This is a genomic window from Streptococcus oralis, assembly GCF_001578935.1.
Taxonomy (GTDB): Bacteria; Bacillota; Bacilli; order Lactobacillales; family Streptococcaceae; genus Streptococcus; species Streptococcus oralis_R.
Genome location: NZ_KQ969523.1, coordinates 69,374 through 93,542, shown reverse-complemented (window position 1 = coordinate 93,542; position 24,169 = coordinate 69,374). Strand labels below are relative to the sequence as shown.

At 41.5% G+C, this 24,169-nt stretch carries 26 protein-coding genes; 11 read left to right on the top strand and 15 right to left on the bottom strand.

What is annotated here, in order from left to right; translation table 11 throughout:
- The first annotated feature begins 39 nt into the window (after positions 1-39).
- Positions 40-1,296 (top strand): tyrosine--tRNA ligase, encoded by a 1,257-nt coding sequence (gene tyrS / locus SORDD15_RS09190; protein ID WP_061416591.1) that lies wholly within the window; start codon positions 40-42, stop codon positions 1,294-1,296.
- Positions 1,297-1,350: 54 nt separating this feature from the next.
- Positions 1,351-2,199 carry a putative RNA methyltransferase gene (locus SORDD15_RS09185; RefSeq protein ID WP_061416590.1) on the top strand — a complete coding sequence of 283 codons (849 nt, stop codon included), beginning with the start codon at positions 1,351-1,353 and terminating at the stop codon, positions 2,197-2,199.
- 110 nt (positions 2,200-2,309) lie between these two features.
- On the opposite strand, the gene SORDD15_RS10590 is transcribed toward SORDD15_RS09185, so the two are convergent.
- The 3 genes from SORDD15_RS10590 to malQ form a co-directional block, all read right to left on the bottom strand.
- Positions 2,310-2,516, bottom strand: coding sequence for a hypothetical protein (locus tag SORDD15_RS10590; RefSeq protein WP_061416587.1), 207 nt, complete (start codon positions 2,514-2,516; stop codon positions 2,310-2,312).
- 399 nt (positions 2,517-2,915) lie between these two features.
- Positions 2,916-5,174, bottom strand: coding sequence for a glycogen/starch/alpha-glucan family phosphorylase (gene glgP, locus SORDD15_RS09170; protein WP_061416586.1), 2,259 nt, complete (start codon positions 5,172-5,174; stop codon positions 2,916-2,918).
- 24 nt (positions 5,175-5,198) lie between these two features.
- Entirely contained in the window at positions 5,199-6,716 is a 1,518-nt protein-coding gene (malQ, locus tag SORDD15_RS09165) for a 4-alpha-glucanotransferase (protein WP_061416584.1), read from the bottom strand.
- Between the two features lie 479 nt (positions 6,717-7,195).
- On the opposite strand from malQ, the gene SORDD15_RS09160 reads away from it, so the two are divergent.
- The 5 genes from SORDD15_RS09160 to SORDD15_RS09140 all read left to right on the top strand — a co-directional run bounded on the left by SORDD15_RS09160 (position 7,196) and on the right by SORDD15_RS09140 (position 12,703).
- Positions 7,196-8,467 carry an extracellular solute-binding protein gene (locus SORDD15_RS09160; protein WP_061416582.1) on the top strand — a complete coding sequence of 424 codons (1,272 nt, stop codon included), beginning with the start codon at positions 7,196-7,198 and terminating at the stop codon, positions 8,465-8,467.
- 124 nt (positions 8,468-8,591) lie between these two features.
- The gene (locus tag SORDD15_RS09155; protein WP_061416580.1) at positions 8,592-9,884 is read left to right on the top strand and encodes a sugar ABC transporter permease; all 1,293 of its coding nucleotides are present in this window, start codon (positions 8,592-8,594) and stop codon (positions 9,882-9,884) included.
- Position 9,885: 1 nt separating this feature from the next.
- Positions 9,886-10,728: a sugar ABC transporter permease gene (locus SORDD15_RS09150; RefSeq protein ID WP_001065650.1), complete on the top strand. Its 843-nt coding sequence runs from the start codon at positions 9,886-9,888 to the stop codon at positions 10,726-10,728.
- Positions 10,729-10,905: 177 nt separating this feature from the next.
- Positions 10,906-11,706: a DUF1189 domain-containing protein gene (locus tag SORDD15_RS09145; RefSeq protein WP_061416577.1), complete on the top strand. Its 801-nt coding sequence runs from the start codon at positions 10,906-10,908 to the stop codon at positions 11,704-11,706.
- Between the two features lie 10 nt (positions 11,707-11,716).
- A complete protein-coding gene (locus tag SORDD15_RS09140; protein ID WP_061416575.1) occupies positions 11,717-12,703 on the top strand; it encodes a LacI family DNA-binding transcriptional regulator in 987 nt (328 codons plus the stop codon).
- Between the two features lie 33 nt (positions 12,704-12,736).
- On the opposite strand, the gene SORDD15_RS09135 is transcribed toward SORDD15_RS09140, so the two are convergent.
- The 10 genes from SORDD15_RS09135 to hisS form a co-directional block, all read right to left on the bottom strand.
- Positions 12,737-13,678: a YitT family protein gene (locus SORDD15_RS09135; protein WP_061416573.1), complete on the bottom strand. Its 942-nt coding sequence runs from the start codon at positions 13,676-13,678 to the stop codon at positions 12,737-12,739.
- Positions 13,656-15,419, bottom strand: a complete 1,764-nt coding sequence (gene aspS, locus SORDD15_RS09130) for an aspartate--tRNA ligase (RefSeq protein ID WP_061416571.1) — start codon at positions 15,417-15,419, stop codon at positions 13,656-13,658. Before aspS ends, SORDD15_RS09135 begins: the two co-directional genes overlap by 23 nt.
- A 137-nt stretch (positions 15,420-15,556) precedes the next feature.
- Entirely contained in the window at positions 15,557-15,787 is a 231-nt protein-coding gene (locus SORDD15_RS09125; RefSeq protein WP_061416569.1) for a hypothetical protein, read from the bottom strand.
- A 17-nt stretch (positions 15,788-15,804) separates the two neighbouring features.
- Positions 15,805-16,446: a CPBP family intramembrane glutamic endopeptidase gene (locus tag SORDD15_RS09120; protein ID WP_061416567.1), complete on the bottom strand. Its 642-nt coding sequence runs from the start codon at positions 16,444-16,446 to the stop codon at positions 15,805-15,807.
- A 9-nt stretch (positions 16,447-16,455) separates the two neighbouring features.
- The gene (locus SORDD15_RS09115) at positions 16,456-17,193 is read right to left on the bottom strand and encodes a DUF3169 family protein (protein WP_061416565.1); all 738 of its coding nucleotides are present in this window, start codon (positions 17,191-17,193) and stop codon (positions 16,456-16,458) included.
- A 12-nt stretch (positions 17,194-17,205) separates the two neighbouring features.
- Positions 17,206-17,556: a PspC domain-containing protein gene (locus SORDD15_RS09110; protein WP_061416563.1), complete on the bottom strand. Its 351-nt coding sequence runs from the start codon at positions 17,554-17,556 to the stop codon at positions 17,206-17,208.
- The gene (locus SORDD15_RS09105) at positions 17,553-17,756 is read right to left on the bottom strand and encodes a hypothetical protein (protein WP_061416561.1); all 204 of its coding nucleotides are present in this window, start codon (positions 17,754-17,756) and stop codon (positions 17,553-17,555) included. Before SORDD15_RS09105 ends, SORDD15_RS09110 begins: the two co-directional genes overlap by 4 nt.
- On the bottom strand, positions 17,756-17,962 hold the full coding sequence (locus SORDD15_RS09100; RefSeq protein WP_061416560.1) for a helix-turn-helix transcriptional regulator: 207 nt from the start codon (positions 17,960-17,962) through the stop codon (positions 17,756-17,758). The genes SORDD15_RS09105 and SORDD15_RS09100 overlap by 1 nt, the downstream gene beginning before the upstream one ends.
- 9 nt (positions 17,963-17,971) lie before the next feature.
- Positions 17,972-18,436 carry a hypothetical protein gene (locus SORDD15_RS09095; protein WP_061416558.1) on the bottom strand — a complete coding sequence of 155 codons (465 nt, stop codon included), beginning with the start codon at positions 18,434-18,436 and terminating at the stop codon, positions 17,972-17,974.
- The gene (gene hisS / locus SORDD15_RS09090) at positions 18,436-19,716 is read right to left on the bottom strand and encodes a histidine--tRNA ligase (RefSeq protein ID WP_061416556.1); all 1,281 of its coding nucleotides are present in this window, start codon (positions 19,714-19,716) and stop codon (positions 18,436-18,438) included. Before hisS ends, SORDD15_RS09095 begins: the two co-directional genes overlap by 1 nt.
- 167 nt (positions 19,717-19,883) lie before the next feature.
- Here hisS and SORDD15_RS09085 point away from each other — a divergent pair, with 167 nt between their 5' ends.
- Positions 19,884-20,225 (top strand): metal-sulfur cluster assembly factor, encoded by a 342-nt coding sequence (locus tag SORDD15_RS09085; RefSeq protein WP_061416554.1) that lies wholly within the window; start codon positions 19,884-19,886, stop codon positions 20,223-20,225.
- A gap of 175 nt (positions 20,226-20,400) precedes the next feature.
- Here the strand turns inward: SORDD15_RS09085 and ilvD are convergent, their stop codons facing one another.
- A complete protein-coding gene (gene ilvD, locus SORDD15_RS09080) occupies positions 20,401-22,104 on the bottom strand; it encodes a dihydroxy-acid dehydratase (protein ID WP_061416552.1) in 1,704 nt (567 codons plus the stop codon).
- 216 nt (positions 22,105-22,320) lie between these two features.
- On the opposite strand from ilvD, the gene rpmF reads away from it, so the two are divergent.
- The 3 genes from rpmF (at position 22,321) to SORDD15_RS09065 (ending at position 23,265) form a co-directional block, all read left to right on the top strand.
- Positions 22,321-22,503 (top strand): 50S ribosomal protein L32, encoded by a 183-nt coding sequence (gene rpmF / locus SORDD15_RS09075; protein ID WP_000290417.1) that lies wholly within the window; start codon positions 22,321-22,323, stop codon positions 22,501-22,503.
- Positions 22,504-22,518: 15 nt separating this feature from the next.
- Complete coding sequence (rpmG, locus tag SORDD15_RS09070; RefSeq protein ID WP_001265622.1) at positions 22,519-22,668, top strand: 50S ribosomal protein L33; 150 nt, start codon at positions 22,519-22,521, stop codon at positions 22,666-22,668.
- A gap of 78 nt (positions 22,669-22,746) precedes the next feature.
- Entirely contained in the window at positions 22,747-23,265 is a 519-nt protein-coding gene (locus SORDD15_RS09065) for an HXXEE domain-containing protein (protein ID WP_061416550.1), read from the top strand.
- A 344-nt stretch (positions 23,266-23,609) separates the two neighbouring features.
- On the opposite strand, the gene SORDD15_RS09060 is transcribed toward SORDD15_RS09065, so the two are convergent.
- Positions 23,610-24,080, bottom strand: coding sequence for a hypothetical protein (locus tag SORDD15_RS09060; RefSeq protein WP_061416548.1), 471 nt, complete (start codon positions 24,078-24,080; stop codon positions 23,610-23,612).
- Between the last annotated feature and the right edge of the window lie 89 nt (positions 24,081-24,169).

Genomic DNA, 24,169 nt, shown 5'->3' with positions numbered 1-24,169 from the left:
AATAGGTAGAAACAATATTTTATAAAGGAGAAAAGACACATGCACATTTTTGATGAGCTAAAAGAGCGTGGTTTGATTTTTCAAACGACTGATGAAGAAGCGTTGCGCAAAGCCCTAGAAGAAGGTCAAGTTTCTTATTATACCGGCTACGATCCAACTGCTGACAGCCTTCACCTAGGCCACCTTGTCGCAATCTTGACAAGTCGTCGTTTGCAACTAGCAGGTCACAAACCTTATGCGCTCGTTGGCGGTGCTACAGGTCTCATTGGAGATCCGTCCTTCAAAGATGCTGAGCGTAGTCTCCAAACAAAAGACACAGTAGAGGGCTGGGTCAAGTCTATCCAAGGACAACTTTCTCGCTTTCTTGACTTTGAAAATGGTGAAAATAAAGCTGTCATGGTCAACAACTACGACTGGTTTGGCAGCATCAGCTTCATTGACTTCCTCCGTGATATCGGAAAATACTTCACTGTCAACTACATGATGAGCAAGGAGTCTGTGAAGAAACGGATTGAAACAGGGATTTCTTACACTGAGTTCGCTTACCAAATCATGCAAGGGTATGACTTCTACGTCCTTAACCAAGAGCACAACGTAACGCTACAAATCGGTGGTTCTGATCAGTGGGGCAATATGACCGCTGGTACCGAATTGCTTCGTCGGAAGGCTGACAAGACTGGTCACGTTATCACAGTGCCACTCATTACAGATGCAACTGGTAAGAAATTTGGTAAATCAGAAGGAAACGCAGTCTGGCTCAATCCTGAAAAGACTTCTCCATACGAAATGTACCAATTCTGGATGAACGTCATGGATGCTGACGCTGTTCGCTTCTTGAAGATCTTTACCTTCTTGTCACTTGATGAGATTGAAGACATCCGCAAACAGTTTGAAGTAGCTCCACACGAACGCTTGGCTCAAAAAGTCTTGGCTCGTGAAGTCGTGACACTTGTTCACGGCGAAGAAGCCTACAAGGAAGCCCTCAATATCACAGAGCAACTCTTTGCCGGAAACATCAAAAACCTTTCTGTTAAAGAACTCAAACAAGGACTTCGTGGAGTGCCAAACTACCAAGTACAAGCAGACGAAAACCACAATATCGTGGAACTCCTCGTGTCATCTGGTGTGGTTAACTCAAAACGACAAGCACGTGAAGACGTCCAAAACGGAGCTATCTACATCAATGGCGACCGCATCCAAGACCTTGACTATGTCTTGAGTGATGCAGATAAGTTAGAAAACGAACTAACTGTTATCCGCCGCGGAAAGAAGAAATACTTCGTTCTTACATACTAAGAAAGCAGACTGGAGGCATTTGCCATCCAGTCCTTTTTTTGCTAGACTAAAACTATGAATACAAACCTCAAACCCAAACTCCAGCGCTTTGCTGCTACTAGTGCCTTTGCCTGCCCTATCTGCCAAGAAAACCTGACCTTGGTAGAGTCTAGCCTCAAGTGTAGTAACCGCCATTCTTTTGACTTGGCAAAATTCGGCTATGTCAATTTAGCACCTCAAATCAAGCAATCTGCCAACTACGACAAGGAAAACTTCCAAAACCGACAACAAATCCTTGAAGCTGGTTTTTATCAGGCTATTTTAGAAGGTATCTCGGACTTACTAACAACCAATCCATCCGAAAAAACAGTCTTAGATATCGGTTGTGGCGAAGGCTTCTACTCTCGCAAACTCCAAGAAAGACACTCTGACAAGACTTTCTACGCCTTTGATATTTCAAAAGATTCCATTCAAATCGCTGCCAAGAGCGAACCCAACTGGGCGGTCAACTGGTTTGTTGGTGACCTGGCTCGTCTTCCTATAAACGACGCTAGCATGGATATCCTGCTTGATATCTTTTCCCCTGCCAACTATGGAGAATTTCTCCGCGTTCTATCCAAAGATGGTATCTTGATTAAGGTCATCCCAACTGAAAATCACCTCACAGAAATCCGTCAAATGGTGCAGGACCAGCTGACAAAGAAGGACTATTCTAATCAAGATATCAAAGAACATTTCCAGAAACATTTCAGCATCCAATCAAGTCAGATTGCTTCCTTAACAAAACCCATCACAGCTGAGCAACGCCAAGCCCTGCTTGCCATGACACCCTTACTCTTTCACGTTGATCAAACCAAGATTGACTGGAGCCAACTGACAGAGATTACCATTGAAGCAGAGATTTTGCTTGGGAAAGCACTGTAATTGGCACATAAAAAGAAACCGCATTTCAAGAAGATATGCGGTTTTAAATTGCAATTTTTAAACTATCTATCTGAAGAGAGTGAAAATTTAATAATTCTAGGCTCTAATCTTTATTTTCGATTCGAAATGACAAATTTATCAATAAATAGCAAGTGAAATGAGGCAAGTGATGCCCCATAACAACATCCATGAAAAGAGATTTCTTGATGGGTAAGTGGAAAAAGAGTATTATTACCCGTCAAGAGGCATGTCAAAATAACAAATACAATCCAAAATAAATCAGTCCATCTATATTTTGAAAAATATTTTTTCCACATAAAAACACCTTCTTTCCTACAATCATATTATAATACTTTATGTAAGCGAATACAAGAGATGTGAGGTAATCAACTAAGAAGAAGCATGAGGTTGAAAGAGAGTAAAAAGCAGTATTTCTAAGCCTTAACTGTATCTATGATTTCTATCTTTTTAAGACAAGATTGACCCAAATCCACAGCTTTCAAAAAAAGCGAATTTCAATCGAAACTCGCTTTATAGGAAAATGTATTAGTATAAATTTGTATCTTATACTCAATGAAAATCAAAGAGCAAACTAGGAAGCTAGCCGCAGGTTGCTCAAAGCACTGCTTTGAGGTTGTAGATAGAACTGACGAAGTCAGTAACCATACATACGGCAAGGCAACGCTGACGTGGTTTGAAGAGATTTTCGAAGAGTATTAGTTCAAGTGCCAGATATCTTCGTTATACTGAGCGATTGTACGGTCAGATGAGAAGAATCCTGCTTTAGAAATGTTAACGATGACTTTATCCAACCATGCGTCACGGTCTTCGTAGTCTGCAAGCATTTGTTCTTTCACCTTGATGTAGTCTTCCAAGTCAAGAAGAGTCATGAACCAGTCTTTGTGGATCAGTTCATTGTGTAGACGACCAAGGCGTTCATCATTTCCAACCGCACGGACTTCGTCACTGACGATAAAGTCTACTAGAGGCTTGATGGCATCTCGTTCGTAGAATTCGCTTGACTTGTAAGCTGCTTTTGCATACAGGTCAATGACGGTTTCCGAATCTTCACCGAAGATGTAGATGTTTTCGTCGCCAACCAATTCAGCGATTTCTACGTTAGCTCCGTCCATAGTACCAAGAGTCAAAGCTCCGTTCAACATGAATTTCATGTTACCAGTACCTGAAGCTTCTTTAGAAGCAAGTGAGATTTGTTCTGAGATGTCACATGCTGGGATGAGGAAGCTTGCGGCAGTAACGTTGTAGTTTTCAACCATTACAACTTGTAAGTGTGGAGCTACTGCTGGGTCGTTTGCAATCACTTCTGATAAACAAAGGACCAAGTGAATGATGTCTTGAGCAATTGTGTAGGCAGGTGCTGCTTTACCACCAAAGAAGACTGTGATTGGACGAGCAGGGATGTTACCAGCCTTGATATCAAGGTATTTGTGGATGACATACAAAGCGTTCATTTGTTGGCGTTTGTACTCGTGAAGACGTTTGATTTGGATATCAAAGATAGAGTTTGTATTGATTTCCACACCTTGGTGTTCTTTCAAGTGACGAGCCAATTTCCGTTTGTTGTGAGCCTTGATGCTTTCCAATTTTTCTTTGACAGCAGCTTTATCTTCGTAAGACAAGAGCTGTTCAAGTTCATCTGCTTCATGGTGCCAATCGCGACCAAGAATCTCGTCCAAGTAGTGAGACAAGCTTGGATTGGCATGCATAAGCCAACGACGGAAAGTGATACCGTTTGTTTTGTTGTTGAATTTTTCTGGGTAAAGGTCGTAGAAGGCTTTCAACTCTGAGTTTTTCAAAATCTCAGTATGGAGTGCCGCTACCCCGTTGACGCTATATCCATAGTGGATATCCATGTGGGCCATGTGGACACGCCCATGCTCGTCGATGATCTGAACAGCTGGATCGCTGTATTCTGCCTTCACACGACGGTCCAATTCTTCGATGATTGGTACCAAGTGAGGAACCACTTCTTGCAAGAAGTCAAGCGGCCATTTTTCAAGGGCTTCAGCAAGAATTGTGTGGTTAGTGTAGGCAGTCATGCTACGTACGATTGAGATTGCTTCATCAAGCTCGATACCACGCGCAGTCAAAAGACGGATTAATTCAGGAATCACCATGGATGGGTGAGTATCGTTGATTTGTACAACTGCGTAGTCCGCAAGGTCATGCAAGTTGCTTCCTTTTTCGATTGCTTCGTCGATGATGAGTTGCGCACCGTTTGAAACCATGAAGTATTGTTGGAAGATACGGAGCAATTCACCTTGCTTGTCGCTGTCGTCTGGGTAAAGGAAAAGAGTCAAATTGCGAGCGATATCTGTCTTGTCAAAGTTGATACCATCTTCGATGATAGAAGAATCAACTGAATCCAAGTCAAACAAACGCAAGCGGTTTTTAGTAGCTGTCTTGTAACCAGGTACATCGATATCGTAAAGAGTAGATGTCAATGTGAAGTGCGCAAACGGCACTTGGTAGCTACGGCTTGAGCGTACCAACCAGTTTTGCTCAGTCAACCAAGCGTTAGGAATCGTTTCTTGTTGGTTGTTTTTAAGAACTTGTTGGAAAAGACCGAAATGGTAGTTCAGACCAACGCCGTCACCATTCAAACCAAGAGTTGCAATAGAGTCAATAAAGCAGGCCGCCAAACGTCCCAATCCACCGTTACCGAGTGATGGTTCCAATTCTACTTCTTCAACTTCAATCAAGTCTTTACCAGCATCAGCCAATTCTTTTTTCACATCGTCATAAAGACCAAGGTTGATCAAGTTGTTTGACAAGAGTTTACCGATTAAGAACTCAGCTGAGATATAGTAAACTTTTTTCTTACCAGTGTTGACTGGCTTTTGACTGCTAGCAAACTTGCTGTAGTTAAGAAGAGCAAGGTAAAGTTCTTCATTGCTACATTCTGCAATGGTTTTATTGTAACGCTTTTGTACAAATTCGTTTAATGGTAACATGGTTGTGTGTCTCCTGATATTGTCTTATTTCTTTAATTCTACCAAATTTTCGTTGATTCGGCGATAAATTGTTGTCAAGTCTAGCAAAGTTTCTTCAACAGCTGGTGTGAGCTGGTCTGCTGTCATGCGCCATGACCAGTTGCCACCTAGAGTCGATGGTAAGTTCATCCGCGCTGACTCATCTAGTTCTAGCAAGTCTTGCATGGTTGCAATAGCCATGAAGCTGACTGATGAAAAGACAGTACGAAGCATTGCATGTGGCACTGTTTCATACTCTTTGCGATTGGTGTAGCGCGCCATGTACTCACGGGTCGGATCATCGATCTCATTACGATACCAACCAAGGACTGTATTGTTATCGTGTGTTCCTGTGTACATAACAGAGTTCGTAAGTGCCAAATGTGGACTATCAATGCTTTCATGTTCTGGATTGAAGGCAAATTGAAGAACCTTCATACCTGGGAATCCTGTACGCTCACGCATTTCGATGACTTCATTCGTCATGAAACCGAGGTCTTCTGCGATGATATTCAAGTCACCAAGTTCTTCTTTAACCGCCGCAAAAAGCTTGTAATCAGGTCCTTTCACCCATTTACCTGTTGCTGCTGTATCGGAACCAGCAGGAATTTCCCAGTAAGATTCGAAACCGCGGAAGTGGTCGATACGAACGATATCGTAGATCTTGAAGCTTTCGCGCAAGCGTTCAATCCACCATTTGTAACCATCTTTGTCCATAGCTTCCCAGTCATAGATTGGGTTCCCCCAAAGTTGGCCGTCTGCAGAAAACTCATCTGGTGGGCATCCTGCGATGTGAGTCGCTTTGCCATTTTCATCCGTTTTGAAAAGATGAGGATTAGCCCACATATCGCTTGAATCTTCCGCAACGTAGATAGGCATATCCCCAACGATTTCGATATGGTTATCGTTAGCGTAGGCTTTCAATTTCAACCATTGTTGGAAGAAGAAGTATTGAGTCACACGGTGGTAAACCAACTTGTCTGCCAATTTCTCACGGTAGCTTTCAAGTGCTGAAGCTTTACGAACACGAGCATCTGCATCTGGCCATTCTGTCCAAGCAAGATTGTCAAAATGCTCTTTGATCGCCATATATTCTGCGAAGAGTTCAAGCCAAGATTCATTTTCTTTAGCGAATGTTTCAAAAGACTTCACATCCCCAAGTTCTAAGAAACGTTGCACAGCCTTTTCTAAAAGCGGACGACGAGCGTAATAGATCTTCGCATAGTCAACTTCAGATGCATCGCTACCAAAGTCAATACCTTCAAGGTCACTAGCTTCGAGCAAGCCATGCTCTATCAAGATATCAAAATCGATAAAATGCGTATTTCCAGCAAAGGCCGAGAATGATTGGTATGGAGAATCTCCATAACTCGTCGTTCCCAAGGGAAGAATTTGCCAGTAACGTTGCTTGGTACGAACCAAGAAATCAACGAAGTCATATGCAGTTTGGCCAAATGATCCAATCCCGTATGCTCCTGGCAGGGAAGAGATGTGCATCAACACACCACTCTGACGTTTTTTCATAATAGCACCTCGAATATTTTGTTATGAAACGTTGCGCAAACCTAGGCGCAAACGTTTGCGTCAAATTAAGTATAGCGTATTTCAAAAACAAATGCAAGCGTTTTTATACTTTTTTTAATTTCTTTGTTCCCACTCTCGAGAATGAATTTCTCTATTTTTTTTTTGAAAAAATCGCAAGCTTTCAGCAAGAAATTGTAAGTTAAGATAATTTCCCACTTGTAGCTCAAAGTATTTTATCTAAAATTTATAAAATTCACGCAATCGTTTCCCTAATATATTTCCCGTTCAAGAGAAACAAACATTTTAAGTTCTTTCCTATATAAAGGCTTTAACAAATGTTTGAAACCTTAAAATTTTTTTTAAAAAACTTTTTAAAAAAGCTTGCAACCGTTTTCTGTTTGTGCTATACTAGGCTCATAAAAGAAAACGTTTGCGTTTTCTAAATAAATTATATTGTTATTCTTTAGGAGGAATACACTATGTCATCTAAATTCATGAAGAGCGCTGCTGTGCTCGGAACTGCTACTCTCGCTAGCTTGCTCTTGGTAGCTTGCGGAAGCAAATCTGCTGACAAAGCAGCTGATACTAGCTCTTCAGAAGCACAAGAAATCACTTTCTACGTTGAAGACCAATATAAAGCCTTCGCTGAATCAGCTGCAAAAGCTTACGAAAAAGAATCTGGCGTAAAAGTTACTATCAAAACAGGAGACCAAATGGGTGGTCTTGATAACCTTTCACTTGACAACCAATCTGGTAAAGCCCCTGATGTTATGATGGCTCCATACGACCGTGTAGGTAGCCTTGGTACTGACGGACAACTTTCAGAAGTAACTCTTAGTGATGGTGCGAAAACAGATGATACTACTAAATCTCTTGTAACCACAGCTGATGGTAAAGTTTATGGCGCACCTGCTGTTATCGAGTCGTTGGTGATGTACTATAATAAGGACTTAATCAGCGAAGCTCCTAAGACTTTTGGCGACTTGGAAAATCTCGCAAAAGACAGCAAATATGCTTTCGCTGGTGAAGATGGCAAAACTACTGCCTTCCTAGCTGACTGGACAAACTTCTACTATGCATACGGACTCCTTGCTGGTAATGGTGGTTATGTATTCGGTCAAAATGGTAAAGATCCTAAAGATATCGGTCTTGCAAACGACGGAGCAATCAAAGGTATCGAATACGCTAAATCTTGGTACGAAAAATGGCCTAAAGGGATGCAAGATACTGAAGGTGCTGGTAACTTGATCCAAACTCAATTCCAAGAAGGCAAAACAGCTGCTATCATCGATGGTCCTTGGAAAGCTCAATCCTTTAAAGATGCTAAAGTAAACTACGGTGTTGCGACTATCCCAACTCTTCCAAACGGTAAAGATTACGCAGCATTCGGTGGTGGTAAAGCGTGGATTATCCCATCAAGCACTAAGAACCTTGAAGGCGCTCAAAAATTTGTAGACTTCCTAGTTTCAACTGAACAACAAAAAGCATTCTACGATGCAACCAACGAAATCCCAGCTAACACTGAGGCTCGTACTTATGCTGAAGGCAAAAACGATGAGTTGACTACAGCTGTTATCAAACAGTTCAAGAACGCTCAACCAATGCCAAACATCTCACAAATGTCAACAGTTTGGGATCCAGCGAAAACTATGCTCTTTGATGCTGTAAGTGGTAAGAAAGATGCGAAAACAGCTGCTAACGATGCTGTAACATTGATCAAGGAAACAATCCAACAAAAATTTGGTAACTAATTGAATTGTTCAAGGGGGGTGGAAGCAAAATCCCCCTTTGAATTTATAGATATGCTTCTTATCAGATGTACGTATCTTACGATTGAATCCGAGTTTAAACTCGCATCCTATGAAAGGAGTAATCATGGAAAAACAACAGCCTCGCAAAGCAGCCTTGCTGTCAATCATTCCTGGTTTAGGACAAATCTATAACAAACAAAAAGCTAAAGGATTTATTTTCCTTGGCATTACTGTTCTATTTGTTCTGTATTTTCTAACACTTGCAAGCCCTGAATTGAGCAATTTAGTCACCCTTGGTGACAAACCTGGCCGTGATAATTCACTGTTCATGCTGATTCGCGGTGCTTTCCATTCTATCTTTGTTGTCGTTTACTTGCTCTTTTATATCTTTAATATCAAGGACGCACATACGACTGCTAAACGTATCAACAATGGTATTCCTGTAGCTTATACCTTCAAGGATATGCTTAAGGGCATTTATGAGAATGGATTCCCATACCTTTTGATTATCCCATCGTATGTAGCGATGACCTTTGCGATTATCTTTCCTGTTATCGTAACCTTGATGATTGCCTTTACCAACTATGACTTCCAACACTTGCCACCAAACAAATTGTTGGACTGGGTTGGTTTGACGAACTTCACTAACATCTGGAGCTTGAGTACCTTCCGTTCAGCCTTTGGTTCTGTTCTTTCTTGGACCATTATCTGGGCCTTATCTGCTTCTACTTTGCAGATTGTCATTGGTATCTTTACAGCAATCATTGCCAACCAACCATTTATCAAAGGAAAACGTATCTTCGGTGTTATTTTCCTTCTCCCTTGGGCAGTTCCAGCCTTCATCACTATCTTGACATTCTCAAACATGTTTAATGATAGTGTTGGTGCTATCAACACCCAAGTCTTGCCTCTTTTGTCTAAGGTCCTTCCTTTCCTAGATGGAGCTCTTATCCCTTGGAAAACCGATCCGACTTGGACCAAGATTGCCTTGATTATGATGCAAGGTTGGCTTGGATTCCCATACATCTACGTTTTAACCTTGGGTATCTTGCAGTCTATTCCTAACGACCTCTACGAAGCGGCTTACATTGATGGTGCCAATGCTTGGCAAAAATTCCGCAACATCACTTTCCCAATGATCTTGGCTGTTGCAGCTCCAACATTGATTAGCCAATACACCTTCAACTTTAACAACTTCTCTATCATGTACCTCTTCAATGGTGGAGGACCTGGTAGCGTTGGTGGTGGAGCCGGTTCAACTGATATCTTGATTTCATGGATTTACCGTTTGACAACTGGTACAGCCCCACAATACTCTATGGCCGCAGCTGTTACCTTGATTATCTCCATCATTGTCATCTCTATCTCTATGATCGCATTCAAGAAACTACACGCATTTGATATGGAGGACGTCTAAGATGAATAACTCAATCAAACTCAAACGTAGACTGACTCAAACCCTCACTTACCTCTACTTGATTGGCTTATCAATCGTCATTATCTATCCGCTTTTGATTACGATTATGTCAGCCTTCAAGTCAGGTAACGTCGTAGCCTTTAAACTAGATGGTAACGTCGATTTTAGTTTTGATAACTTTAAAGGACTCTTTACTGAAACCTTGTACGGCACTTGGTATCTCAATACCCTGATTATTGCCTTGATTACAATGGCTGTCCAAACAAGCATCATCGTACTTGCTGGTTATGCCTACAGCCGATACAACTTCTTGGCTCGTAAACAAAGTTTGGTCTTCTTCTTGATTATCCAAATGGTGCCAACCATGGCTGCTTTGACTGCCTTCTTCGTTATGGCACTTATGTTGAACGCCCTTAACCATAGCTGGTTCCTCATCTTCCTCTATGTCGGTGGTGGTATCCCTATGAACGCTTGGTTGATGAAAGGTTACTTTGATACCGTACCAATGTCTCTTGATGAATCAGCAAAACTTGATGGTGCAGGACACTTCCGCCGCTTCTGGCAAATCGTTCTCCCTCTTGTTCGCCCAATGGTTGCGGTACAAGCCCTCTGGGCCTTCATGGGACCTTTCGGAGACTATATCCTCTCTAGTTTCTTGCTTCGTGAGAAAGAATACTTTACAGTTGCCGTTGGTCTCCAAACCTTCGTAAACAATGCGAAGAACTTGAAGATTGCCTACTTCTCAGCAGGTGCTATCCTCATCGCTCTTCCAATCTGTACACTCTTCTTCTTCTTACAAAAGAACTTTGTTTCAGGACTTACAAGTGGTGGCGACAAGGGATAATTTATCCCCGCCACCCTTTTTCATTTTGAATCTTGCTTGTAAAGTTGAAAGATTAGACACAAGACCATAAATAGTAGCAAAATCCGCTTTTCAAAAAGCAATTTATCTACTAGACTTGAAATAAAGTACATTTCTCTATATAATACTCATATAGAAAACACTTTTAGAAAGATGCCTATGCTTCCATATCCATTCTCATATTTCTCTAGTATCTGGGGATTTCGTAAGCCCCTATCAAAACGTTTCGGCCTCAACTGGTTTCAGCTTCTCTTTACGAGCATTTTCCTCATCAGTTTGTCTATGGTTCCCATTGCCATTCAAAACAGCTCACAGAAAACGTATCCACTGGATACTTTTATCGATAATGTCTACACTCCACTGACAGATGAAGCCATCATGGACTTGTCAGAGAATGCACAAATCGTTGATGGAAAGCTGAACTACTTAGGCACTAGGAATCAGCAGCCTTCTCTTTTGATTGGCCCAAGCCAAAACAAAGAATTGCCAAAGGACTTGCAACTTCATTTTGATACGGAAGAACTCGTCATTAGTAAGGAAAGTAAGGAATTGACTCGCATTCGCTACCACGCGATTCAAACGGATAGTTTCCAGAGCAAGGAAGATCTAACCCAGGCCATTTCTAAAGACTGGTACCAACAAAATCGGGTCTATATCAGTCTCTTTCTCGTTCTTGGTGCAAGCTTCCTCTTTGGATTGAATTTCTTCATTGTCTCTCTTGGAGCTAGTCTTCTCCTTTATATCACCAAAAGATCACGCCTCTTTTCATTTAGGACCTTTAAAGAGTGCTACCATTTTATCTTGAACTGTTTAGGATTGCCCACTCTGATCACGCTTATTTTGGGACTTTTTGGCCAGAATATGGCAACCCTTATCACTGTACAAAACATTCTTTTTGTTCTTTATCTGGTCACTATCTTTTATAAAACTCATTTTCGTGATCCAAACTACCATAACTAGGAGATTTTTTATGCCCGCTACCATCAAAGATGTGGCCAAGGCTGCAGGGGTATCACCTTCCACTGTAACCCGCGTCATTCAAAATAAATCAACGATTAGTGATGAAACCAAAAAACGAGTTCGCAAGGCGATGAAGGAGCTTAACTACCATCCTAATCTCAATGCTCGTAGCTTGGTAAGTAGCTATACTCAGGTCATTGGCTTGGTTCTTCCTGACGACTCGGATGCCTTCTATCAAAATCCTTTCTTCCCATCTGTCCTTCGCGGTATTGCTCAAGTAGCATCTGAAAACCACTATGCGATTCAGATCGCAACAGGAAAAAATGAGAACGAGCGCCTAAATACCATCTCACAGATGGTCTATGGTAAACGAGTTGACGGCTTGATTTTCCTCTATGCACAAGAAGAAGATCCGCTAGTTAAACTCGTGGCAGAGGAACAGTTTCCTTTTCTTATCCTCGGGAAATCTCTATCCCCTTTTATACCACTGGTTGACAATGACAATGTACAAGCAGGTTTTGATGCGACAGAGTATTTTATTAAAAAAGACTACAAGCGCATTGCCTTTATAGGAGGAACTAAGAAGCTTTTTGTAACTCAAGACCGTCTAAAAGGCTATGAGCAAGCTCTCAAGCAACACCAACTTCCTATTGATAGTAGCTTGACCTATTTTGCGACTGAATTTTTGGAAGAAAAGGGGTATCAATTTAGTAAACGTCTCTTTAAGCATGAGCCAGAGATTGATGCTATCATAACAACCGACAGTCTCCTTGCTGAAGGGGTTTGTGACTACATCAGTAAGCATCAGCTAAAGGTTCCTGTCTTGAGTTTCGACTCTGTCAATCCTCGACTTGATCTTGTAGCTTATGTGGATATCAATAGTCTGGAACTTGGGCGGACATCATTTGAAACGATTTTACAGATCATCAATGACGCAAAAAACAACAGACAAATCTGTTACCGCCAGTTGATTGCCCACAAAATTATCGAAAAATAAAGACCAGCTCCAAGGCTGGTCTTTTGAGTATTATTAATTGTCTGTTTCTACGAATCGTCCGAGAATGTGGACATTTTCGGATACAGAGACAAAGGCTGTCGGATCGACCTGTTTCATGATGTGTTTAAAATCATTAAACTCTGCTCGTGTGATAACCGTAATCAAGACTGCTTTTCTCTCATGATTATAGGTTCCTTCTGCATCGTGGATCATGGTTGCTCCGCGGTGCAATTTTTTATGGATTTTTGCGATTACCTTGTCAGGATTATTGGTCACAATCATGGCCTGCATGCGTTTTTGCTTGGTAAAGACCGCATCTGTCACACGACTAGAGACAAAGATGGTAATCATAGAATAGAGGGCGTATTTCCAACCAAAAGTCAAACCTGCTATCAGCATGATGGTCCCATTCACTAAGAAAGAAATACTACCGACATTTCTCCCTGTCTTCTTTCGAATGGTGAGACTGACGATATCTGTACCTCCACTAGAAATATTGTTACGGAGCGCAAAACCAATCCCCAAGCCCATGACAACACCCCCAAAAAGAGCATTGATGATGGGATCCTCTGTCAAGGTCACAACTGGTACAATCTGGATAAAGAGGGAACTCATGGATACTGTGATGAAGGTAAAGATTGTAAACTTATGCCCAATCTGATACCAAGCCAAAATCATCAACGGAAAATTGATGGCATAAAAGGTTAGCGATATCGGAATGTAAAACCCAAACCAGTGATTACTCAAGGCAGAGATAATCTGTGCCAGACCCGTCGCACCACTGGAGTAAACGTGTCCTGGTTGAAAAAAGAAATTGACTGCTACTGCTGACAAAAAGCCATAAACCAGAGAAGCCGATACTTTCTCATCATACTTCTCTCGAGAGATGCTTTGTAAGACACGTAAAATTTTTATCTGATAAGCAAAGCGGCGCAGATAATAGCGCCACCGCTTAATTCGTTTTGCTTGTTTCATCTTCTTCTACTTGTAAGCTGAGTTCCTCTAGTTGTTTGAGAGCGACTGTTGATGGAGCTTGTGTCATTGGGTCGGTTGCCTTATTGTTTTTAGGAAAGGCAATGACTTCCCGAATATTTTCTTCTCCTGCTAAGAGCATCACAAAACGGTCAAGACCGATAGCCAAGCCACCGTGTGGTGGGAAACCATAGTCCATGGCTTCAAGAAGGAAGCCAAACTGGTCATTTGCTTCTTCAGCTGAAAAACCAAGAGCCTTGAACATGCGTTCTTGAAGTTCTTTTTGGTTGATACGAAGGCTACCACCACCAAGCTCATAACCGTTCAAGACGATATCGTAAGCAATGGCACGAACCTTAGCCAAATCACCTTCTAATTCGTGAGCTGTTTCTTCCTGTGGAAGGGTAAATGGATGGTGGGCACTCATGTAGCGGCCTTCTTCTTCAGACCATTCAAACATTGGCCAGTCAACTACCCAAAGGAAGTTGAATTTATCGTTATCAATCAAGCCAAGCTCTTTGGCAATACGGCCACGAAGGGCACCAAGTGTTGCATTGGCTACCTCAAGCGTATCCGCCACAAATAGAACCAAATCCTTATCTTCAAGCCCAAGTGCTGCAGTCAAGTCTGCTTGGATACCAGTCAAGAACTTGGCAACTGGTCCGTTTAATTCTCCATCAACTACCTTGACCCAAGCAAGACCTTTAGCACCGTACTGTTTGGCTACTTCGGTCATCTTGTCGATGTCTTTACGTGAGTAGTTATCTGCAGCTCCTTTGACCACAATGGCTTTTACAGCAGGTGCTTCTGAGAAGACTTTAAAATCAACACCCTTGACCACTTCTGTCAAGTCCTGAAGCAACATATCAAAACGAGTATCAGGTTTGTCAGAACCATAGAGAGACATCGCGTCATCATACTTCATACGAGGGAATGGAAGCGTCACGTTAATGCCTTTGGTTTCTTTCATCACGCGCGCAATCAAGCCTTCTGTGATGTCTTGGATCTCTTGCTCCGTAAGGAAAGACGTTTCTAAGTCGACCTGAGTAAACTCAGGCTGACGGTCACCACGCAAGTCCTCGTCACGGAAACATTTAACGATTTGGTAATAGCGGTCAAAACCAGCATTCATCAAGAGTTGCTTAGTGATTTGTGGACTTTGAGGAAGAGCGTAGAAATGCCCTTTATTGACACGAGATGGCACCAAATAGTCACGCGCCCCTTCTGGCGTTGATTTAGAAAGGAATGGCGTCTCCACATCGATAAACTCCAACTCATCCAAGTAGTTACGGATAGAGTGGGTCACCTTGGCACGAAGCTTAAGGTTTTCTAGCATTTCTGGACGACGAAGGTCAAGATAACGGTAACGCAAACGTGTATCGTCATTGGCCTCAATCCCATCTTTAATCTCAAAAGGTGTTGTTTTAGCTGTATTCAGCACTGTCAAAGCTGTAACGTTCAACTCAACCGCACCCGTTGGCAACTTATCATTGGCTTGCTCACGCGCAACGACTTGACCAGTCACCTCGATAACAAATTCGCTACGAAGGCTTTCAGCTGTTGCCATGACCTCTGCAGATACTTTTTCAGGGTTAATAACCAACTGCATGATCCCTTCACGGTCACGAAGGTCGATAAAAATCAAGCCACCCAAGTCACGACGACGGCCAACCCATCCTTTCAAGGTCATTTCTTGTCCGATGTGTTCCTCACGAACACGACCAGCATACATACTACGTTTCATTTCTTCTCTCCTCTTTTATTCTGTTACTATTTTACCATAAAAGCACAGGCTCTTCATGAAAATCAGCAGAAAAGTTTGATTGTCTTTAGAAATCAAAACGAACAGACAAAAAATCCGATGAACTTCACCGGACTCTTTTATTTTGAAGTTTTGCCTGCTTTACGCTTTTCAGCAATCTCAGCTGCCTTTTTAGGTAGAACAATTTCCGTCGCATAAGCCGAAGCAAAACGCAAGACACCTGCAATAGGCGCAAAGACAACTGCTAGATAGTTGTAAAAGAAATCGCCTTTAAAGGCATAGGCAAGTGCCCCGATGATAAAGAAGAGAACGACCGCCTGTATCACTGCTAATAAAATTACTCGTTTCATGTGACCTCCTGACTCTATTATAGCATGAGTATCATCAAAAAGCCGATTAAATTATTCAAAGCGTGGAGAGAAATGCTATAAATAAGACCTTTTCGGCTCACATAAGCCAGACCCAAACTCAATCCCAGACTGGCATAAACTAAAAACTGTTGCAAAGTCCCTGGAAAATGAATCAAGGCAAAAAGCACACTTGATACGAGGAGAAAGAGAGCTGTCTGTTTGCTGTTGTTCTGCTTAGGAAAGAGATAACGCGCCAGCATCCCTCTAAAGATGAGTTCTTCCGTCAGAGGAGCAAAGACTACCACCATAAAGAAACCAAAGACAGGCTGTGCGACTGTCAGTTGAGATACGATTTGTTGATTGACCGACGGATCATCTGGCAAATAGTACTGAGCTGTAATCGCCATTAGCAAAACCAGGGTTGGCAACCAAATATAACGATTAAAAGCCGTTGTCTGGATGCTAACCTTTTCTGTCTGATACCATCTGTAAACTCCATAAACATAGGCCCCTGACAGGGCGATATAGAGTGGCAAAACTCCAAAGATTGAAGCCCCTAGGTCAAGCGCTGATAAAGCCATACTCTGAACCAGACCATAGCCAAAGAAAAAGGATAAAACAGCTAGAAGAAACCAGCCAAGATTTTTAAGTAGTTTCATAAAAGACTCCTATTTGAAATAACGTTTTACCATAGGTAATTGCATCACATTGATATAAATATGGATTGCTCCTACAAGCAAGAAGGCTAGTAACTGAATCTCTCCTGTCAATAAAGAAAAGATAGCAATCAAAAAATAGAGACCTGGCAAGACATACTGATTTAATTGGAATAAAATTCGAAAACTTTGTTCCAAATTAACCTGACGCTCCCCTTCATCATAGGAATTTATGTAGTCCAAGACATCCTTTGGTGTAGAGAAGAATTCCAAATCAAACTGACGAACGATCGCAATGGTCTTATAGAGATATTTTTGAGCACTGAAAATCATTACTAATGCCAAAAAAGAAAGAGATAAGGTTATATAGCTGATATTTAGTACAATGACTTCACTACCTGAGATGAAAAGAGCCAAAAAAATCGCTACGCCTGCACTATTAAAAGCAATAGTTCCAAACTCGAGATTACGATGCATTTGTACATAATAGGTTTCATTCAGATCATCATCCATTTCCTCTTGATACAAGGAATGAAATGTTCTGCTTTTCTTTAAGAAATTGAATGTCAAAAGAATGCTAATGAAACCTAACACTAAACAAATAGCTGATATCCATGGTATCAAGACTTTTACATCTAACATAATTCCGTGAGATTCAGCAAGTGCCTTAAACATCCCTACAAAACTGCCCAAGAAACCTCCAAAGACAACTGCTGCTAAAAATAATAATAATCCACGTTTCTTTTTCATTTTTATCCCCCTCTAAACCAATCCAGCCAACCATTGACCAAAGTCCTTACCTGATTCAAAAATAGCTGTCAAGCCTTCTGTTCCAAGTGACACCAAAATCAAACAAACAGCAAGTAAGAGAATAGCTTGGTTTCTAGCTTTTTTTGCTCCATCTCCCAAGGGTTCATTGCCAAGCCAACCTGCTAGATAGGCATAGAGAGTTACTGTTATAATCCCAATCTCTGTCGAAGAGAGAAACAGCAAGACTGTCACCAAACGAACGATATTGGCTTGAATGTTAAAATAATTTCCTAAACCTGCACAAACACCCGAAAGTTCTTTGTGCTCAGTATCGACTTGAAAACCTGCTAAAATCTCTCTCATGACTTTTCTCCTTTTTCAATCTCTTTAAACTTTATCTTTCTCTCTACCCATCTAAAGACTAATAGTAAAACTATGGTAATCCAGAAGAGGTATTTACTTTCAACAATTGTAAACCAACCAAATAGGCTTCCAATCATAGCCAAAAGATTTACGATAAACACAACTATAGATACATAATAAATCACTTTATACTTGTTCATCACTCGTCCTCCTCTATACGAAATACCGACTCGACTGTTTCGTTGAAAATTTGAGATATTTTCAAGGCAATCACAACGGACGGGGTGTATTCGTCCCGTTCTAATAGGCTAATGGTCTGTCTGGAAACCCCTGCCAGCTTGGCTAGGTCGGTTTGATTGAGACTATCGCGAGCTCTAAGCTCTTTTAGACGATTTTTTAGTTGCATGTTACACACCTACTCTCCGTCAAATTCAACGGTTTGGATATCCTCAATGCGTTGTAGTTTGAATTTTTCTTTTCCCTTCTTATCAACACGACGTAGCTTGATCCACTCCTCATCAACATCCACAACTTCCCAGTTGTCTGTGCCAAATAATTGTCCAACGATTGTTGGTTTTTTCCCAATCAATTCTTTTAAGATTCTTGACATTTCTTTATTTCCTTTCTGTTTTTGCTCAATTCTTTTGATTTTATTCTCCAGTTTCTTGACCTTTTGGGAATGGTAGATATAATACATAATCACAAGAGGTACAAATCCTAATGCCCACATAATCGTTCCTTTCTCCTTTTCTCTTAACTTGATTATAGTGTAACACATCTTTTTCTTTTTGACAAGTATTTTTGTCAAAAAGTTTATGATTTTTGTCATTTTGCAAAAGAAAAAGGTCAGGGATAAGATCCTGACCAGTTTTTCTACTATTAAAAGCCTAATTTTTCAAAGATTTCTGAGAAGTTTTGGCTGATAGCATCAAGTGACACTTGCACTTCCTCTCGAGTTTGGTTGTTCTTGACTGTCACTTGTCCGCTTTCGACTTCGCTCTCTCCTAGGGTGATGAGGGTCTTAGCTGCAAAAACGTCGGCTGACTTGAACTGAGCTTTAAGCTTGCGGTTAAGGTAATCACGTTCTGCTTTGAAACCTTGCTGGCGAAGGACTTGTACCAATTCCAAGGCCTTAACATTTGCTCCTTCACCCAAAACTGCCATATAAACATCAAGGCTATTTTCTATCGGAAGCACCACACCTTGCTTTTCTAGGATGAGTAGGAGGCGCTCAACACCAAGTCCAAAACCAAATCCAGCCGTTTCAGGACCACCAAAGTAAGCAACCAAACCGTCATAACGACCGCCCGCACAGACCGTCAAGCTATTCCCCTCAATCTCTGTGATGAACTCGAAAATGGTGTGGTTGTAGTAGTCCAGACCACGCACCATATTGGTATCGATGATATAGTCTACACCTAGATTTTCCAACATCTGACGCACAGCATTAAAATGGACTTGGCTTTCTTCATCAAGGAAATCCAAGATAGAAGGTGCATTCTCCACTGCCACCATGTCTTCTTTCTCCTTAGAGTCTAGGACACGGAGAGGATTTTCCTCCAAACGACGTTGGCTATCCTTCGACAAGGTCTCCTTGAGCGGTGTCAAATAGTCGATCAAGGCTTGACGGTAGGCCGCACGACTCTCAGGATTCCCAAGAGTGTTGAGGTGCAATTTGACTCCTTGAATGCCAATTTCTTTCAAGAAATGGGCTGCCATAGCGATGGTTTCCACATCGGTAGCTGGATTGCTCGAACCAAAGCACTCAACACCAATCTGGTGGAACTGGCGCAAACGCCCCGCTTGTGGACGCTCATAACGGAACATAGGGCCCATGTAGTAAAATTTACTTGGCTTTTGCACTTCTGGGGCGAAGAGTTTATTTTCCACATAAGAGCGGACAACGGGCGCAGTTCCTTCTGGACGGAGGGTGATATGACGATCACCCTTGTCATAGAAATCATACATTTCCTTGGTTACGATATCCGTTGTATCTCCGACAGAGCGACTGATAACCTCGTAATGCTCAAAAATCGGTGTACGAATTTCCGCATAATTGTAGCGACTAAAAATTTCACGGGCAAAGCCCTCAACGTACTGCCACTTGGCAGACTCAGCAGGTAAAATATCCTGTGTTCCTTTTGGTTTTTGTAATTTCATAGGGAATCCTCTTTAAACTTAATAGTTTTATTTTACCATAAATAAAGGGATTAAAACAGTGAGAGGAGAAGATCTCAAGAGAGTCTTTTCAGAAAATTCATCAAAAACTTGCCAAATTGTCAGAATTATGAGAAAATAGAGGATATTTATCACGTGGAGGGACTGTTATGAGAGACGATATCAAAATCAATGACCGCGCTTTGGCCTTACAAGACCAAATTATCGAAAAACTAGAGAAGGTTTTTGATACAGATGTGGAATTGGATGTGTACAATCTAGGGCTGATTTATGAAGTCAATCTGGACGAAACAGGTCTCTGCAAGATTGTCATGACTTTCACCGACACTGCCTGCGATTGCGCCGAAAGCTTGCCTATCGAAATCGTTGCAGGTCTAAAACAAATCGAGGGTATCGAAGAGGTCAAGGTTGAAGTTACCTGGTCGCCTGCCTGGAAGATTACACGAATCAGTCGCTACGGCCGCATTGCCCTTGGACTACCACCTCGTTAAGCAGGCAAATTACTTTTTGAAGATGAAAAGAAGCAAGCCGAAGTTGGCTTGCTTTTTGATACTCAATGAAAATCGAAGGGCAAACTAGAAAACTAGCCGCAGGTTGCTCAAAGCACAGCTTTGAGGTTGCAGATAAAGTTGACGTGGTTTGAAGAGATTTTCGAAGAGTATGAGTTTATTTTTTACCTGACTTGTCCATATTCCAGAAGTCTGTCACGGCTCCACGTGAAGCAGATGATACGATATGGGCATATTTACCAAGGACACCACGGCTGTATAGTGGTGGCAAGGTTGTTTCTGCCTTGCGTTTTTCAAGTTCTTCTTCGGATACGGCCATGGAAATTTCTTTGGTATCTTGGTCAACTGTAACGATATCGCCTGTACGAAGGTAGGCAATCGGTCCACCATCCTGAGCTTCAGGAGCGATATGTCCAACAACCAGACCATAAGTCCCACCAGAGAAACGGCCATCCGTCAAGAGGGCAACCTTGTCTCCTTGACCTTTACCAACAATCATGGATGAAAGGGACAGCATCTCAGGCATACCTGGACCACCCTTCGGTCCAACAAAACGAACAACGACAACATCGCCATCAACGATTTCGTCTGTCAAGACAGCCTGAATAGCATCTTCTTCCGAGTCAAAGACCTTAGCTGGTCCAACGTGACGACGCACTTTAACACCTGATACCTTAGCAACCGCACCATCAGGGGCAAGGTTCCCGTTCAAGATGATAAGCGGACCGTCTGCACGTTTTGGATTTTCAAGTGGCATAATGACTTTTTGACCTGGTGTGAGGTCTGCAAAGTCAGCCAAGTTCTCAGCAACTGTCTTACCAGTACATGTGATGCGGTCGCCATGAAGGAAGCCATTTGCCAGGAGATATTTCATAACCGCAGGGACCCCACCGACTTCGTAGAGGTCTTGGAAGACATACTGACCAGATGGTTTCAAGTCGGCCAAGTGAGGCACACGCTCTTGGATCGTATTGAAGTCCCCAAGTGACAAGTCAACATTAGCCGCATGGGCAATAGCGAGCAAGTGAAGAGTAGCATTTGTAGAACCACCGAGAGCCATCGTTACAGTGATGGCATCTTCAAAGGCTTCACGAGTCAAGATATCTGATGGTTTGAGACCAAGCTCAAGCATCTTAACAACAGCTCGTCCTGCTGCTTCGATATCTTCCTTCTTGTCAGCTGATTCAGCTGGGTGAGATGAAGATCCTGGCAAACTCATACCTAGAACTTCGATAGCAGTCGCCATGGTATTAGCTGTATACATACCACCACAGCCACCAGGGCCCGGGCAGGCATTACATTCAAGACGTTTCACGTCCTCAGCTGTCATGTCACCGTGGTTCCATTTTCCGATACCCTCAAAAACAGAAACCAAGTCAATGTCTTTGCCATCAAGATTTCCCGGTGCAATGGTACCACCATAAGCGAAAATAGCTGGAATATCCATATTAGCAATGGCAATCATGGAACCAGGCATGTTCTTGTCACAACCACCGATGGCTACAAAGGCATCTACGTTGTGACCACCCATCGCCGCTTCGATGGAGTCTGCGATGATATCACGAGACGTTAGAGAGAAACGCATACCAGGCGTTCCCATGGCAATCCCGTCCGCTACGGTAATGGTCCCAAACTGAACCGGCCAAGCTCCTGCAGATTTGACACCTTCTTTCGCCAATTTCCCAAAATCATGCAAGTGGATGTTACATGGTGTATTTTCCGCCCAAGTCGAAATCACTCCCACAATCGGTGTTTCAAAGTCCTTATCTGTCATACCGGTCGCACGCAGCATGGCACGGTTTGGTGATTTAACCATGCTATCATAAATGCTACTGCGGTGACGTTTATCTAATTCAGTCATCTTATCCCTCCCATTTCAGTTTTTACTATTATAGCACAATTTTCGCATGAAGAACAGAATAAAATTCTTGAATTTTCAGAAAATTCCGATTAACAACTTCTAATTTTTTCATCTTTTTTTGTCAAGTAACTTTACTTTACAAAAAAGTTTTGATATACTATTAAAGTTGATGAAAATCAAACCTAACTGAATTATATCTTAAAAGGAGAAATCAAAATGGCAGTACCTGCACGTCGCACTTCAAAAGCGAAGAAAAACAAACGTCGTACACACTACAAAGTAACAGCTCCATCTGTAAACTTTGACGAAACTACTGGAGATTACTCACGTTCTCACCGCGTATCACTTAAAGGATACTACAAAGGACGTAAAATCGCTAAAGCTGCATCAGCTGAATAATAGAAGGGAGATACCATGCGCGTAAATATCACACTTGAACACAAAGAATCTGGTGAACGCTTGTACCTTACTTCTAAAAACAAACGTAACACTCCAGACCGTCTTCAATTGAAGAAATACTCACCAAAACTTCGCAAACACGTTGTGTTTACAGAAGTGAAATAAGCACACCTACCTCAAAACGCCTTACTGGGCGTTTTTTGCTTTATTGGTTAGCGATTTATAGCCCTTCAGGAGAGATTTATGGCATTTTATCTTTGGATGTTTCCTCTACTTTTTATCTTTCACGATATGGAAGAAATTATCGGTCTTGTCCCTTGGATTCATCTCAACGAAACCCTGCTGGCTCAAAAGGCTCCAGCTATTCTCAAGATTCACAAAGGAATTACAACAGAGGGATTTGCCCTTGCTGTTTTTGAAGAGTTTATTCTTGTCTTATCCATCACTTTATTAGCGTATTTTACTCAATCTAGAGCGCTCGAATTAGTTTGGTTGGGGGGATTTGTAGCCTTTGCACTTCATCTCTTGCTCCATATCGGACAATCAATCCTTCTTCGCAAGTATATTCCTGCTCTGATCACTTCGATCCTTTGTTTTCCTGTCAGTGCTTATTTGATTATCGACATTGTGCATTTATGGCAGATTTCGACTAGTGAATTTTTCCTATTTTCACTAGTTGGCTCAGGCATCGTCGTCATCAATCTCCTCTTTGCTCTTTGGCTTGGGAAAAAGTGTTCCGCCTGGCTTGCCCATAACCATTAACAAAAGAATCTGAGACAAAATGGTTCTCAAATTCTTAGTTATAAAAGAGAATAGGCGGAACCGCCGAATGTCGCCCCCCCACTAGCTAAGTAGCGCGTTGGTAATAGATATTTTGTGTCCTACTATATAGCTATACTTTCATGCCACTAATTCTTGTTATATAGAGAAAAACAAATTAATTATTCCAAGCGATTCCTGATAATTTTACTATATTACAAAGATAATACAGTAGTCGTTTTAACATCGAGATGAATTTTTCCTGTTACCTAATAGTATCCTTTTAGGTTAATTACCAATTATTTATGAAATTCTCTGTATGCCATATATTACTGTTCTATACATAATTAATCTTTTATAACTGATACGGAACCATTTGAGCTAATTGCTCGACAACAATCTGTATAAACTTCGATAAAATCATATCCTCCATGTAAAGCAATGCTTTTGGCTTTATCGAGCCCACCAGGTAATGTCTCTCCTCGTTTATAATGCTCAATGATTTCTTCAACTAAGTCTAGGGTGTGCGCTTCATAAGGTGCTCCTAAATAACATTTTGCTACAAAACCTAGGAGAATTCCATTAATATCCACATCTGGGAATTCTGACTTAATTGTATTAATAATTTCATTTACTTCCTTTTTATTATGAACATGTCCTCCTGCATCTAGTTGATGAATAGCATCCATATATTCTTTAGACCGTGATTTTCTTAGAAGCCTATCTAAACTCAATTTATCTATCTGTGGTTGTTTTAAGTTAGAAGTCATGATATGGCTTGCTTGTGTTTGTTTTTGGGATTGGTATGGATTTGGCATCTATTTTTCTCCTAATTGTGTTATAAGTTATATTTTGCATTTTAAGATTCCTTTTAATGATACTCTCAAAAAAGATCTTCATTTAGGGA

Coding starts and splice junctions, on each gene's coding strand:
- tyrS (WP_061416591.1), top strand. CDS start 40: ATGCACATTTTTGATGAGCTAAAAGAGCGTGGTTTGATTTTTCAAACG.
- SORDD15_RS09185 (WP_061416590.1), top strand. CDS start 1,351: ATGAATACAAACCTCAAACCCAAACTCCAGCGCTTTGCTGCTACTAGT.
- SORDD15_RS10590 (WP_061416587.1), bottom strand. CDS start 2,516: ATGTGGAAAAAATATTTTTCAAAATATAGATGGACTGATTTATTTTGG.
- glgP (WP_061416586.1), bottom strand. CDS start 5,174: ATGTTACCATTAAACGAATTTGTACAAAAGCGTTACAATAAAACCATT.
- malQ (WP_061416584.1), bottom strand. CDS start 6,716: ATGAAAAAACGTCAGAGTGGTGTGTTGATGCACATCTCTTCCCTGCCA.
- SORDD15_RS09160 (WP_061416582.1), top strand. CDS start 7,196: ATGTCATCTAAATTCATGAAGAGCGCTGCTGTGCTCGGAACTGCTACT.
- SORDD15_RS09155 (WP_061416580.1), top strand. CDS start 8,592: ATGGAAAAACAACAGCCTCGCAAAGCAGCCTTGCTGTCAATCATTCCT.
- SORDD15_RS09150 (WP_001065650.1), top strand. CDS start 9,886: ATGAATAACTCAATCAAACTCAAACGTAGACTGACTCAAACCCTCACT.
- SORDD15_RS09145 (WP_061416577.1), top strand. CDS start 10,906: ATGCTTCCATATCCATTCTCATATTTCTCTAGTATCTGGGGATTTCGT.
- SORDD15_RS09140 (WP_061416575.1), top strand. CDS start 11,717: ATGCCCGCTACCATCAAAGATGTGGCCAAGGCTGCAGGGGTATCACCT.
- SORDD15_RS09135 (WP_061416573.1), bottom strand. CDS start 13,678: ATGAAACAAGCAAAACGAATTAAGCGGTGGCGCTATTATCTGCGCCGC.
- aspS (WP_061416571.1), bottom strand. CDS start 15,419: ATGAAACGTAGTATGTATGCTGGTCGTGTTCGTGAGGAACACATCGGA.
- SORDD15_RS09125 (WP_061416569.1), bottom strand. CDS start 15,787: ATGAAACGAGTAATTTTATTAGCAGTGATACAGGCGGTCGTTCTCTTC.
- SORDD15_RS09120 (WP_061416567.1), bottom strand. CDS start 16,446: ATGAAACTACTTAAAAATCTTGGCTGGTTTCTTCTAGCTGTTTTATCC.
- SORDD15_RS09115 (WP_061416565.1), bottom strand. CDS start 17,193: ATGAAAAAGAAACGTGGATTATTATTATTTTTAGCAGCAGTTGTCTTT.
- SORDD15_RS09110 (WP_061416563.1), bottom strand. CDS start 17,556: ATGAGAGAGATTTTAGCAGGTTTTCAAGTCGATACTGAGCACAAAGAA.
- SORDD15_RS09105 (WP_061416561.1), bottom strand. CDS start 17,756: ATGAACAAGTATAAAGTGATTTATTATGTATCTATAGTTGTGTTTATC.
- SORDD15_RS09100 (WP_061416560.1), bottom strand. CDS start 17,962: ATGCAACTAAAAAATCGTCTAAAAGAGCTTAGAGCTCGCGATAGTCTC.
- hisS (WP_061416556.1), bottom strand. CDS start 19,716: ATGAAATTACAAAAACCAAAAGGAACACAGGATATTTTACCTGCTGAG.
- SORDD15_RS09085 (WP_061416554.1), top strand. CDS start 19,884: ATGAGAGACGATATCAAAATCAATGACCGCGCTTTGGCCTTACAAGAC.
- ilvD (WP_061416552.1), bottom strand. CDS start 22,104: ATGACTGAATTAGATAAACGTCACCGCAGTAGCATTTATGATAGCATG.
- rpmF (WP_000290417.1), top strand. CDS start 22,321: ATGGCAGTACCTGCACGTCGCACTTCAAAAGCGAAGAAAAACAAACGT.
- rpmG (WP_001265622.1), top strand. CDS start 22,519: ATGCGCGTAAATATCACACTTGAACACAAAGAATCTGGTGAACGCTTG.
- SORDD15_RS09065 (WP_061416550.1), top strand. CDS start 22,747: ATGGCATTTTATCTTTGGATGTTTCCTCTACTTTTTATCTTTCACGAT.
- SORDD15_RS09060 (WP_061416548.1), bottom strand. CDS start 24,080: ATGCCAAATCCATACCAATCCCAAAAACAAACACAAGCAAGCCATATC.